General features: G+C 41.6%; 10 protein-coding genes. 6 read left to right on the plus strand and 4 right to left on the minus strand.

Going from position 1 to position 13,787, the window contains the following annotated elements; genetic code table 11:
* Positions 1-214: 214 nt before the first annotated feature.
* Positions 215-1,654: a 16S rRNA (cytosine(1407)-C(5))-methyltransferase RsmF gene (rsmF, locus tag ACVBIO_RS00075; protein WP_447162841.1), complete on the minus strand. Its 1,440-nt coding sequence runs from the start codon at positions 1,652-1,654 to the stop codon at positions 215-217.
* A 68-nt stretch (positions 1,655-1,722) separates the two neighbouring features.
* Between rsmF and ACVBIO_RS00080 the strand changes: the two genes are divergently transcribed.
* Complete coding sequence (locus tag ACVBIO_RS00080) at positions 1,723-2,949, plus strand: nucleoside recognition domain-containing protein (protein ID WP_447161338.1); 1,227 nt, start codon at positions 1,723-1,725, stop codon at positions 2,947-2,949.
* A 241-nt stretch (positions 2,950-3,190) separates the two neighbouring features.
* Here ACVBIO_RS00080 and ACVBIO_RS00085 read toward each other — a convergent pair whose 3' ends face one another.
* The 3 genes from ACVBIO_RS00085 to ACVBIO_RS00095 are packed head-to-tail and all read right to left on the minus strand — an operon-like array spanning position 3,191 to position 7,059.
* Positions 3,191-5,821: an MlaD family protein gene (locus ACVBIO_RS00085; protein ID WP_447171730.1), complete on the minus strand. Its 2,631-nt coding sequence runs from the start codon at positions 5,819-5,821 to the stop codon at positions 3,191-3,193.
* Entirely contained in the window at positions 5,799-6,440 is a 642-nt protein-coding gene (locus ACVBIO_RS00090; RefSeq protein ID WP_447161336.1) for a paraquat-inducible protein A, read from the minus strand. Before ACVBIO_RS00090 ends, ACVBIO_RS00085 begins: the two co-directional genes overlap by 23 nt.
* A complete protein-coding gene (locus ACVBIO_RS00095; RefSeq protein ID WP_447161335.1) occupies positions 6,427-7,059 on the minus strand; it encodes a paraquat-inducible protein A in 633 nt (210 codons plus the stop codon). The genes ACVBIO_RS00090 and ACVBIO_RS00095 overlap by 14 nt, the downstream gene beginning before the upstream one ends.
* 187 nt (positions 7,060-7,246) lie before the next feature.
* Between ACVBIO_RS00095 and ACVBIO_RS00100 the strand changes: the two genes are divergently transcribed.
* The 5 genes from ACVBIO_RS00100 to pepN all read left to right on the plus strand — a co-directional run bounded on the left by ACVBIO_RS00100 (position 7,247) and on the right by pepN (position 13,719).
* On the plus strand, positions 7,247-7,537 hold the full coding sequence (locus ACVBIO_RS00100) for a YebG family protein (RefSeq protein ID WP_447161334.1): 291 nt from the start codon (positions 7,247-7,249) through the stop codon (positions 7,535-7,537).
* A gap of 85 nt (positions 7,538-7,622) precedes the next feature.
* The gene (locus tag ACVBIO_RS00105; protein ID WP_447161333.1) at positions 7,623-8,081 is read left to right on the plus strand and encodes a GAF domain-containing protein; all 459 of its coding nucleotides are present in this window, start codon (positions 7,623-7,625) and stop codon (positions 8,079-8,081) included.
* Positions 8,082-8,366: 285 nt separating this feature from the next.
* Positions 8,367-9,005 carry an RNA chaperone ProQ gene (gene proQ, locus ACVBIO_RS00110; protein WP_447161332.1) on the plus strand — a complete coding sequence of 213 codons (639 nt, stop codon included), beginning with the start codon at positions 8,367-8,369 and terminating at the stop codon, positions 9,003-9,005.
* 33 nt (positions 9,006-9,038) lie between these two features.
* The gene (prc, locus tag ACVBIO_RS00115; RefSeq protein WP_447162838.1) at positions 9,039-11,084 is read left to right on the plus strand and encodes a carboxy terminal-processing peptidase; all 2,046 of its coding nucleotides are present in this window, start codon (positions 9,039-9,041) and stop codon (positions 11,082-11,084) included.
* Between the two features lie 73 nt (positions 11,085-11,157).
* Positions 11,158-13,719: an aminopeptidase N gene (pepN, locus tag ACVBIO_RS00120; protein ID WP_447161330.1), complete on the plus strand. Its 2,562-nt coding sequence runs from the start codon at positions 11,158-11,160 to the stop codon at positions 13,717-13,719.
* The last annotated feature ends 68 nt before the right edge of the window (positions 13,720-13,787 follow it).

The raw sequence follows: 13,787 nt of genomic DNA on the forward strand, positions 1-13,787 counted from the left end.
CAATTGTTCTGGGTCTAGGGGAATGGCTCACTGGGAGCCGTGCGCTACTGTTGATTACCACTACCGTTGATAACCATAATGGTAAAATAAGGCTAATCAGCATTTATCTAATGACTAATGATATAGAGTGTAGACCAGCCTTACAGATTGTGGGTGGTTATTTTTTAATGCTCGCCACCGAAATGTAACTATTTATGTATAGATGAGACTGGTATTACTGGTATAACGCAATCTTATCTTTAACTAAGTCTCTGGGAAGATTGTTTTTTAATTTATTGCCTAGGTGCTTTGCTACACCAAGAGGGTTACCGGCATAACTGACAATCACTTCTCCCTGAGGTTTAACTTTTTCGGCTAAACTGATATCGCGGCCCATTAAGAACTCTTTCGCTTGCTCGTCGCTGAGTTCAAACCGAGTGGGTGATGAGAGTGCCAAGACCGCTTCGTGTCGAACCTTATAGCCTTTCTTTAATGCGTCCGCGAGCTTAATCCCTATTCGCTGAAATCGCATTTTACCTATAAGTGGCATAACCGCTTTTGGGAACAACCAAAACTCTAAATCACGTACCATGATCTCTGCATTCGTAGGTAATGTAATGGCAAATGAATCTTCAAAATAAGCCGTTAACTCTTCAATTTGCTTGGTCTTTGCAGCTGTAAATGGAAAGTTCTTTTGCTTTTTAGGTTCAGGTAAGATGCGCTCTACAGCTGATACTTTGCGGATCTTTGCGACAAAAAAGCCCTCACTATCATAAATCTGCGGCCATACATGTAAAAATCCTTCTTCGGTACATGCTTTATCAGCGCCGGAAAATAGCGCAGTTAACGAGGCAAATTCAACCGCCTCGCCAAAGACACTTTTTAAATGATGGCAAACATCTTGGTTTTCTTGACGACTCAATGCACAAGTGGAATAAACTAAGCTTCCGCCAACCTTTAATGCAAGAAAAGCGGATTCAATTAACGCTTTCTGAGTGACTACAATGCCTTTATTGTCATTGTTATCCCAGTTTTTTAATGCGTCTGGATCTTTACGTATTGTGCCTTCGCCACTGCAGGGGGCATCGAGTAATACTGCGTCGAATGTTTCAAATAGATACTCACCGAAAACTCTAGCGTCAAAATGGGTGAGGGCACAGTTTGATACGCCCATTCTCGCCACGTTAGCATGCAAGACTTTTACACGGCTGGCTGAATACTCATTAGCGACTAAAAGCCCCTGGTTGTTCATCAGTGCGGCTATTTGCGTTGTTTTGGAGCCCGGCGCTGAAGCCATGTCTAAAACACAGGTTTGCTCTAATAGGCCAAGAGCATTCTCATTTTTGGCATGTGAGTTAAACAGCGCTGTAGGCGGTAGCATTGAGCTGGCTTCTTGAATGTAAAATAAGCCTTGTAAGTGCTCGACAGTATTACCTAACTGTATATCACTGCCTATCGTCACCCAGAAACCTTGGTCACACCATGGAATAGGCTCAAAGCTCCAGCCTTTTTCTGACATTAAGTCAATAAAGCTTGCGGTACTAATTTTGAGTGTATTGACCCGAATAGAGAGACGTAACGGTTTATTGCTGTAAGCAATAAAGTCTTCCATTGAAAGGTGAGAAGGGAGATCACGTTCAATATTGTCGAGAAAATTCTGATTAAAATGAGCCATATGTCGAAGATAATGCGGTAAAGTAGCGGGATTATAACAGATTTACCAAATGATAAGAGGGAACTTGAGTGCTAAATAAGATCTGGTTTGGCTTTTTTGCAACCGCATTATTCGCTATTTTGGCGCAGGTGCTAACAGGCCATACTCAAGTACTTTCAGAAAGTGTCAGTGCCATTTTTTCGAGTTCAAAATTAGCCGCTGAAATCGCATTGGGCTTAATCGGTGTATTATCACTGTGGATGGGCTTGATGCGTGTTGGCGAAAAGGCGGGGGTCGTTGGCTTATTCTCTAAAATGTTTGAACCTTTACTCGCTAAACTGATGCCAGAGGTACCTAGAGGGCACCCGGCTTTTGGTAGCGTCACCATGAATTTGACTGCCAATATGCTGGGTTTAGATAATGCTGCAACGCCGTTAGGCCTCAAGGCAATGCAAGATCTACAAACCTTAAACCCTAATAAGAGCGTTGCGACTAACGCCCAGATCCTGTTCTTAGTGTTAAATACCTCTTCTATAACTTTAGTGCCTGTCACAGTATTTTTGTATCGTGCTCAGCAGGGAGCTGTCGCACCAGCTGATATTTTTCTGCCGATTTTACTGGCAACAACGGCATCGACACTGGCAGGTCTAACGGTAGTCGCGATAGTACAAAGGTTATCTTTACTCAATACTGTGGTACTGGGTTATGCCGGTATCATTTTATCTTCCATTATCGGCTTGGTATTTTATTTAAGTACCTTATCTGTATCGGCTATTGGTGAAATCAGTACCAGCCTTGGTAACGGTATTTTATTGCTGCTTATTTTTAGTTTTGTACTGGTTGCTGGTATCCGAAAGGTTGCAGTTTATGATGAATTTATAGAAGGTGCGAAAGAGGGCTTTGCGCAGTCCATAAAGCTAATCCCATACTTACTGGCGATGTTACTCGCTATTGCGTTACTCAGAGCTTCCGGTGCGCTCGATTATTTGCTACAGCTTATAGCAGGCTTAGTCGCTTTTGCTGGAGGGGATGTACGCTTTGTTGATGCCATGCCTACAGCTATCATGAAACCTTTTAGTGGCTCAGGGGCTAGGGCTATGATGCTTGAAACCATGCAGCACTATGGAGTGGATTCATTTGCTGGTCGCTTAGCTGCAATATTGCAAGGCAGCACCGAGACGACATTTTATGTATTGGCCGTTTATTTTGGTGCTGTTGGGATCCGTAATGGCAGGCACGCGTTAGCTTGTGGCTTATTTGCAGATTTAGCGGGGATCATCGCGGCGATACTGGTCTGCTACCATTTTTATGGTTGATGATACCAATCAAAATAAGTAGTTGTTCTACTCAGAGTGTTTTTGGGCAAACTAATTCAAGGCGAATAGATGACATAATTGCTCGGCGATCACATGGCATTTTCCCATTAGCAAACATGCTGACAGACATAAAAAACGAGGCCTTATAGCCTCGTTTTTCTATTCAGTTGCTAGATAATCGTTATTAACTATCATTTCCAAGTTATCAACTGTTAGTTAATATTTCTTAGCAGCTGAATCGTTAGTCTGCTTTAGGTGTTTGTACTGGTGACCAAGTCATCCATTTTGCATCAAAATCAGACTGAAGCGTAAATGTTTGGTCGTTGTTGATGGTGTTTGCTACCGTGGTGGTTTCTTGTGTTGCGACCCCGATGCCACCGGCTAAAATTGTTTCCAACGAACCCGTCTCGATTTGCGCGCCTGAGAATAGGCCAAGATCAACTTTTACGCCTGAGAGATCCCAAAACACACTGGTTTGGTTTACAAGATGTTGATACTTATTTTTAATATGAACGTGCATTACAACGCCAGTGCCTTGATCTGAAAGAGCATAACTATCGACTTGGCCAATGTTTATCCCTCTAAAGAAAATGGCTGTTCCTGACTTAACCGAGCCTAAGGTGCTATTACTTAAATTAAAGGTTAACGCACCATCGATATTATGAAATGGCGTATCAACTTGTCCAACAAAGGTTGTCGCCTTGATGTTGCTTTGTCCCGGGAAGACTTCAATATAGGCACCGGTTATCAGGGTTTCAGGCGCTTTAATCCCAGCTAAAGAAATATCCGCATCGACAACAGAATACGAGGCATCTTTTTGATTAAAATTAGTGGCATATTCACCATATAAATAAGCAGTAACATTTAACTGCTTTAAATTGGCGGCTAAGGTTACCGACTCAATTTCACCGACTTTATGGCCTAAATACCGAATGGCTGCTTTGCGGGTTAATTTTACGGTCGCAGGGAAGGTGAGCTGAATGGGTACCGCCTGGCTGAATGCAAGGAACTTACTTTCATAAAGCGCGGTGCCGTTTGCGACGGTATTACCTTCAAGCAAGCCAAGGCTTATTCCGCCTTTTAAAGCTCCCATTAATGGCGCGACTTCGACCTCAACGCCACTTAAACTGGCATTGATTGATACTGCACTGTTACGCCAAAAGATTGTTTGATCAGTGAGTAAACTTTTAAAGTCACGTTCGATAGCGATATCAATTGCAAAGTCATTATTTGTGGCTTGCCACTCTACGCCAGACACCTGGCCTATTTGCATTTTCTTGTAATAGATAGGAGAGCCAGCAGTGAGATCTGCGCCATCTTGATTGTAGAGTCTTCTTTTTATAAGCTTTTGATTATTGAAAAAAGACGTAGCCTGTTTGCTGTTGCCAAAAACATACAGCGAGTCGCCGCTCTTTGCCAAGGCTTTGTTTGTGCCTCTAACTAAGCTTAACGCGCCACTAGTCAAAGTCGTCAGATCACGGGTACTGACTTTAACACCATCGAGACTCGCATCTATGGTTAATGCAGACTCTGCAATAAAGTGGCTATTTGCGCTGATAAGCGTCGCAAAGTCAGCGTCTATTTCAGCTTGATATTCTACTTGAGTAAAAGTGTTATTGAGCTGACTGGATAGTACGTGACCAATCTTGATCTGCTTATAGCGAATTTCTGCACCGGCGCTAATACCTGGGTTGCTTTTTGCGTGCAGCGTGAGGAGCAGTTTACCAGTATTTGTGGGCTCAGGTTGCTGTGTTAACAATGTATATTGTTGTTTTGCAGCTCCTGTACCTGGAATGAAGTTAATTACACTACCTGTGATTAAACGTTCAGGGTGCTTTATACCGGATAGAGATATATCGGCGCCTTCCAACCAGAAATCAGCACTTTCAGTGAGTAACTCTTTATAGGCGTTATCAATTCTTGCAGATAACACAACGCCATCATCACTTAATGCTTTATGAGTTACCTGGCCTATCTGGATCCCACGATAAACAATGGCGGTATTTTGAGATACGGCGTCGGTACCACTTGCGAGTAGGTTAAATTGCAATCCGCCTAAGGCGTCATCTTGGCTGTCATATAACGTGAATTCATGCTTATTTTCCACGGGTTCAGATAAGGTATTGGAGCTAAAGCTAATGCCACCTGCAAGTATCGAGGCTAAACTTTCGCTACTGACTTTTACACCAGATAAGGAGGCATCGATGCTGATCCCCGAGACATTCCAAAATTGAGAGTCGGTTTTAACTAGCTCAGCATATTGCTGTTGAATAAATGCTGTTACTAGAATTTGTTCCGCACTTTCAAGATGATAACCAACTACTTGTCCTACTGGGATCTGTCTGTAAAAGATAGGAGAACCCACATCAAGAGAACCTAATTTGTCAGAAGTGATATGGACAATTAGTCCTTCTACGCCGGGTGTGATGACGGGGGCAGTTGTTTCTGCTTCAAAATAGGATCTTGAGTCGCCGCCACCGGGTAACATACTAATGTAATTACCAGAAAAAAGGGTATCTAGACCTTCGATGCCGGTGATTGTTGCTTTAGGTTTAACCAACCAAAACTTGGTCCCCTGGTTGATAAATGGTGCGGCACGATAATCCATGAGAACTGAGACGTTTACGCCTTGAAGATCATCATCAATACTCATATCAACGACTTTACCCACTGTAAGCCCTTGGTACTTGACTAAGGTTTTACCTATGTCCATTCCTGTGGCACTAGGGAAATGAATCGTAATTTCAATTCCCGACTCGCGTATGCTCTTCACCCCAAGCCACGCGCCTAATGCAAGTGCAATAATGGGTAATAACCAAATCGGTGAGAATAACTTTTTCTTTACGACTTTAGGCGTTTGTACTTGAGTCATCTTTTGCTTCCAATCTATCCCAGAGTAATCGGGTATCTATAACTTTTGCAGCGAGCTGCGTGAGTAAAATAACTAAGGCGAATGCAGTTGCTGCTGGAGCCGGCTTAGCGTCGAGTAACTGTCCCATATTAACGACAGCTACAGTAAGTGAAATAACAAATAAGTCGAGCATCGACCATCGACCAATCCATTCAATAATATGAAAGCCAGTCATTAACTTCTTTTTCGAAATAGGGAGTTTGAAACTGATTGCAGATAAATAAATCGTTAAGCCTACAATTTTTAAGATCGGTACCAAAATACTCGCAGTAAACAAAATGATTGCGATGGGGATCATGTCCGTTTTAACGAGGTGAGCGATCCCAGAAAAAATGGTGTCTTGGGTCACTCGTCCCTGATTCGTCAGCGTTGTAATGGGGTAAATATTGGCAGGGATCAGCAAAATAGCTGCGGTGATTAGCAGCGCCCAACTTTTTTGGACACTGTCATAATCTCTAACCTTAAGTGGAGCATCGCAACGACTACATGTTGCAGACTTACTGCAGGTCACCTTGTGACATGTTGGACACGAGGTTAAGCCGATATCTTTCCCAAGCGTTGCTGAGTCATTTGTGTTCATCAAGAAAGCTCCACATATGTTCTAAATCGTACTCGCGCATTAAAAATAACGTCATTACAAATAACATGGTGAAACAGAATGTACCAAAACCAAAAGAGACACTGGCAAAATCTGCTAGGTTGAACGCCGCGACGAGGAAGCTGATGACATAGATTTCAAGCATGGTGAGCTGGGTGAGCATTCCTTGAATTTTTAGCAATTGTTTGAGTGTCGTCCTCAGTATGACAGAACTGAGCCCGAACTTAATAATGAGTGTTTGAGACAAAATGGATAATAACAATAGCCCCGGAGCGACAACGGCAGAAACCAACACCGCAATACCCACTAACCAATAACCTTGCTGGTAAACAGATAGCGCCCCCTCTATGACTGTAGTTGTCCTAATACTTCCAAGAAACTCAAGCTCTAAGACCGGGTATAAATTTGCAGGTGCGAAAAAGAAAACCGCCGTTAAACACAGGGCTAACATACCGTTGATAGAACAGTATGGCGTATCGTAAAGGGGGGTGTGGCACCTTGGACAGATAGCACGTACGCCAGTTGGCAGTGCTCGCTTCCTAATGACTAAGTCGCAGGACTGACACAAAGTAATACTATTATCTACTGCTTCCATAGCCATCTTTTTTTAATATCCAAGTTTGCGATATAAACGGTTAATCGAGTACGCAAGGTGAGTATTTTCACGTATGCGATTGAAAATACAGAGCCATTAACCGAATAAGTTTATCAGATATTCAAGAAAACTTGCATAAGAAGTTCAATCTATGAGACTCTTTACTGTATATAAAAACAGTGTGAGGTTGAATATGGCCGTTGTAACTCAATTTGTAGTTGTTAGAGAAGGGGTTGAAAAGATGACTTTTACATCTAAGAAGGAGGCTGATGCCTACGATAAGATGCTAGATATCGCTGATAACCTAATCCCGTTTTTAAGTAAGAGTGACTTAGGTTTGGAGGAGGTTAATATTGAAAAGTTAAGCTTTTTCTTGGCCGAGAACAAAGATGACCTGCAAGTGTTACTTAAAGGTGGATCACTAGAGAAAAAAGCATCGGTTAAGAAAACAGCTAAAAAAGCTGAGGACAAGGCAGAAAAATAAAACTCCTTGTTAATGCAGGTAGGTTTGTTGTTAGAATTTTGTAAGTATGCTTTTTTGTTTTAGATATAACGGTTGGATAGTATTAATGGAAGACGCTTTTTACGGCACGCTAGAACGTCAGGTGCGGGCATTATTTACAGATGAAGATGACACTATTGCAGCATTGGCAAATTTTTCAGCTTTTATCAATGACAACCTTGATGATCTTAATTGGGTTGGCTTCTATCTATTGAAAAATGATCAATTAGTATTAGGGCCGTTTCAAGGTAAGGTAGCTTGTTCTCGCATTCCAGTCGGTAAAGGTGTCTGTGGTACCGCGGTGGCATTAAATTCAACACAACGAATTGATGATGTTCACCAGTTTGCAGGTCACATTGCATGTGATAGTGCCAGTAACTCAGAATTGGTTGTACCTTTACGACAAAACGGATCTGTTATCGGTGTGCTGGATATTGATAGCCCATCGTTATCAAGGTTCAGTAAAATTGATCAACAAGGGGTCGAAACTTTGGTAAAAAGTCTCGAATTTTGCCTATTTGGTTAATCTACGACCAATTATCGCTAATTGGAGGTCGCAATCATTTGAAGCCTCTCTATAATAAGCGGTTTGAGTAATGAAAAAAACAAACACGTTTACATTCAAGATATGAATGCTTAGAGTTTGTGTATTATTGTTGCTAAGGTAGGTTTGATTTTAGGTATAAAAACAAATGTTAACGATTTTTCATTTGTTGTTTATGCGCAGATCAGACAAATATAAACGACACTTAACTGATACGAGTGATAAAGCTCTACGGTGGTGTCCCTTTTTTAAACTGTGGAAGTAAAGATGGAATCAACAGAAAAGTTGACCGATACCAACGCTATTCTTGCGTATTTGTACGAAACATTTCCTTTATGCTTTATAGCTGAAGGTGAAACTAAGCCATTAAAAATTGGGTTGTTTCAAGATTTAGCGGAAAGGTTAGCTGATGATTCTAAAGTCAGTAAAACTCAGCTCAGAATCGCGTTAAGAAGATACACGAGTAGCTGGCGCTACTTAAAGTGCGTGAAAGCAGGCGTACAGCGTATTGATTTAGACGGTAATGCTTGTGGTGAATTAGAGCAAGAGCACATTGATCATGCTCAAGCTACACTAAAAGAGAGCCAAGACAAAGCTAAGGCGAAAAGAGTTGCACAGGCCAAGAGTGCTAACCCAGCTGCAAAAACGGCTAAGAAGCCTGTTAAGAAGCCAGTTGCTAAACGTCCTAAGCAAGCTCAAAGCAGCAAACCTGCAAAAGAGCCTGTTGTGGCAGAAAATTTAGTACCTGCGGTTTTAGCTGAACTGAAACCAAAGCAGCGTGTTAATGTCAAATTAGGTAAGGCACCAGTAGCTGGTGTGATTTTGGACATCAAAAAAGAAGATGTTCAAGTTCAGTTAGACTCTGGTTTAACCATCAAAGTTAGAGCTGAACATATACTGCTGTAATGGCTTATTAGCACCTAAAGGAGTAACTTGTTGATGCGAAAACTTTCTCTGGCTGTATCCATTGCCGGTATTTTTGTCGGATTCTCGGCGTGGGCCGTAAGCCCTACTATTCAATTCAGCGAGTTGCCCGCTCTTAAGCAGGAACCGCAACATAAGGTTGCCAGTAAACGAGTGACAGGTTTATTCACTCGCTCCCACTATCATCGTTTTGATATGGATGACGCCTTCTCTGAACAGGTATTTAATCGATATCTAAAGCAATTAGATTATCGCAAGAATGTATTGTTGCAGTCTGATATCGATAGTTTCAAAGGCTATTCATCTGAATTTGATGATATGTTGAAAAGTGGTGATTTGAATCAAGCTTATAAGATGTTTGAGCTTGTTCAAAAGCGTCGCTATGAGCGATTTGCTTATGCATTGTCTTTGCTTGATGAAGAGATGGCATTTGACGTTGCTAATGACGTTTATGAATACGACCGCGAAGATGCAAACTGGCCAACAACCGAAGCTGAGTTAAACGAGCTTTGGCGTCAACGTGTAAAATACGATGCATTAAACCTCTCTCTTACTGGTAAGAATTGGGATGAAATCGTCGAAGTCCTTGAGAAACGTTATAACAATGCGATTAAACGTTTAAGCCAAACCCATAGCGAAGATGTCTTCCAAGGCGTAATGAATGCATTCGCCCGCACAGTGGAGCCTCATACAAGCTATCTTTCCCCTCGAAATGCTGAGCGTTTCCAAATGGAAATGAATTTGAGCTTAGAAGGCATTGGTGCAGTGCTTCAAGTCGATGATGACTATACAGTGATCAAGAGTCTGGTTGCAGGCGGCCCGGCAGCATCAAGCGAAAAATTATCACCTGAAGATAGAATTATTGGTGTAGGTCAAGAAGGCAAAGAGATCGTTGATGTCATCGGCTGGCGTCTTGATGATGTTGTCGAACTGATTAAAGGTCCAAAGGGCAGTAAGGTTGTTCTTGAGATTTTACCAAAGAAAGGCGGCACCAACGCGAAAACGTTCGAATTGACAATTGTTCGCGATAAAATTCGTTTAGAAGATAGAGCTGCAACGTCTAAAGTGATTGAGCCAACAGACGGCCCTTACGCAAATCGTAAAGTGGGTGTGATTCAAATACCCGGTTTTTATATGGATTTGTCAAAAGACGTTTCTAAAGAACTTGCCGAATTAAAAGAAGCTAAAGTCGAAGGTATTATTATTGACCTTCGTGGCAATGGCGGCGGTGCATTAACTGAAGCAACGTTGTTAACAGGTTTGTTTATTGAACAGGGTCCAGTGGTTCAAATTCGAGATGCGAACGGTCGAGTATCACAAAATCGCGATAATGATGGACGAGTCACTTATGATGGTCCGTTAACCGTGATGGTTGACAGATACAGTGCATCGGCTTCTGAAATTTTTGCTGCAGCACTTCAAGATTATGACCGTGCACTTATTGTTGGCGAGTCTACCTTTGGTAAAGGTACGGTGCAGCAACATAAGAGCCTTGGTCGTATCTATGATATGTACGAAAAGCCTATCGGGCATGTGCAGTACACGATTGCTAAGTTTTACCGCATCAACGGTGGAAGTACTCAGCTTAAGGGTGTTACACCAGATATTCCATTCCCGAGCGCTTTAGAGCCAGGCGAGTATGGTGAAGCTGAAGAAGAAAATGCATTACCATGGGACAAAGTACCAGTAGCACAATACGGTACACTTGGTGAAATTTATCCGCAGCTTATTCAGAACTTGGACGGTAAGCATAAAGATCGTATTCAATCTGATGTTGAATTTAGTTATATTTTCCAAGATATTGCTGAGTTTAAAGAAAACCATGATGATAAAACGGTTTCTTTAGTTAAGACGGAACGTCTAGCTGAACGAGAAGCAAACGACAAGAAACAACTTGATCGTGCTAACGACCGACTCGTAAGAGAAGGCCAAGAAAAAGTTAAGTCATTGGATGATATTTCTGATGATGTCGAAGTAGCCGATGCTTTCTTAGATGAAACAGCCTTTATCACGCTAGATTTAGCGGATATTGAAAAATTGGCAAAGAATCAAAAAAAGTAAAATCGACTCAATAAAAAAACGCGCTTTATGCGCGTTTTTTTTAATTCAAAATTAATAAATTAGAGGTTTATTCATGTCACAGCCCCAAGCAAAATTCCTCAAAGATTATCAACAACCACAATTTAAGATCAGCCATATCGATTTAGCATTTTCACTTGCAGGAAAAGAAACACAGATCATTGCGACCAGTCAGGTTGTTCGTCACGGACAACATAATGAGGCATTAGTCCTCGTCGGTGATGAGATTGAGCTGCTAAGTGTTACCGTCGATGGGAAAGATACTGCTTTTCAACAGCAGTCGGGTGAGCTGATTGTTGATACCAAGCTTAATGAATTTGAATTAAAAATAACGACTAAGTTAGATCCTGAGGCAAATACCAGTCTGGAAGGCTTATATATGTCGGATGGTGCATACTGTACTCAGTGTGAGGCTGAAGGGTTTAGGCGTATAACGTACTTTTTAGACCGCCCAGATGTATTGGCTATCTATACTGTGCGTATTGAAGCAGATAAACAGGCCTTCCCTTATTTATTGAGTAACGGAAACTTGGTCGATTCAGGTGACACAGAAGATGGTCGGCATTTCGCACTGTGGCATGATCCCTTCCCAAAGCCTGCTTATCTGTTTGCGCTAGTAGCAGGTGACTTTGACCTGTTGGAAGACAGCTTTACTACCTGTAGTAATCGTGAGGTTAAGTTGCAGGTATTTGTTGATAAAGGTAATTTAAATAAAGCTCACCATGCAATGGCATCACTTAAAAAGTCGATGGCTTGGGACGAAAGTCGCTTTAATTTAGAATATGACTTAGATATTTACATGATTGTGGCGGTCGATTTTTTCAATATGGGTGCCATGGAAAATAAAGGACTCAATGTATTTAATACTAAGTTTGTATTGGCGGATAAAGCTTCTGCGACTGATGATGATTACCATGGAATAGAGTCTGTTGTAGGGCATGAGTACTTTCATAACTGGACTGGTAACCGGGTAACTTGCAGAGACTGGTTTCAGTTAAGCTTGAAAGAGGGCTTAACCGTATTTAGAGACCAAGAGTTTAGTTCTGATCTTGGTTCTCGCGCGGTAAACCGTATTCATGCCATTAAAGTAATGAAGAACCAACAGTTTGCAGAAGACTCTGGGCCAATGGCACACGCTATCAGACCCGAGTCAGTGATTGAGATGAATAACTTTTATACGGTTACTGTTTACAATAAAGGTGCTGAAGTTATTAGAATGATGCATACCTTATTAGGCGAACAGGCATTCCAAAAAGGCATGGCCTTATATTTTGAGCGTCATGATGGACAGGCTGTGACTTGTGATGATTTTGTGTCAGCAATGCAAGATGCAAGTCAAGTTGATTTAAGTCAGTTTAAACGTTGGTATAGCCAAGCAGGCACACCGCAAGTTGAAGTCGAAGAGCACTATGATGCTGCAAATAACAGCTACAAGCTAACATTGTCTCAGTCGACCCCTGATACACCTGGCCAAACTGATAAGCAGCCCTTACATATCCCATTTGATGTGGAGATGATCAGTGCTCATGGTGATTCAGTTATTAGCGAAGTTCTGAATTTTACTGATAAACAACAAACCTTTACTTTTAGTGGCATGACTTCAAAGCCTATACCGTCGTTACTGCAAAATTTTTCTGCGCCAGTTAAACTGAGTTTTGATTACTCCATTGAACAACTTGTTCATATTATGCGTTTTGCTACTAGCGAAGTCGCCAAATGGGAAGCATCAGTTTCACTATTTAGTCAATCTGTGTGGCAAAATGTTGAACGATTACAACATAAGCAAGCAATGTTTATCGACCCAAGGATCCTTGATGCTTTTAAAGGGGTCATCCTGGCACAAGATCTTGATAAAGCACTCATGGCTGAGATCCTAACCCTGCCAAGCGCTGGTTCACTGATTGAACAGAAAAGTGCCGTTGACCTAGATAACCTCGCATTAGCAAGAGAGTTTGTTGTGCTTGAGATTGCGTCAGACGGTGAAGATGAGTTATTGGCTAAAGTGCGTGAGTTAAGCAGTATCGATGAGGCTGCAGCTCGTTCATTAAAAAATATCTGCCTAAGCTTACTTTTAAAAATAGAGAAAAGTTACGGCGAAGTGGCTAAGTCACAGTTCGATTCGGCTGATAATATGACTGACAGTTTAGGCGCTCTATCGGCATTAAATTGTGAGTCGTCAGCTATTCGTAATGAATTGATGAGGAAATTTGAACAAGAGTGGATCGATACTCCTTTGGTCATGGATAAATGGTTTGCTTTACATGCGACCTTAAATAGCCATGATTGCATCGAAAAGTTGCAGTCTTTATTTGAGCATCAAGCATTTAGTTTTAATAACCCGAATAGAGTTCGTTCTCTAATCGGCGCATTTGCAGCTGGCAATACGCTTGAGTTCCATAGAAAAGACGGGCAGGGCTATCAATTTTTGGCCGATGCCATTATTAAGTTAAATAAACTTAACCCGCAAGTCGCAGCTAGGATTATTACGCCGCTGATCCAATTCAAAAAGTTTGATAATCAAAGACAAGCATTGATGAAGAACGAACTGCAGCGAATCTTAGAAATTAAAGCACTTTCGAAAGATCTATATGAGAAAGTCACTAAAGCACTGGTTTAATCTTCGATAAAGTTATGGGGTCTTAGCCTGTTAAGACGATTACTGCAGGTCTAAGCCCCTATGTTAAT

This window comes from Shewanella sp. 0m-8, assembly GCF_052977265.1.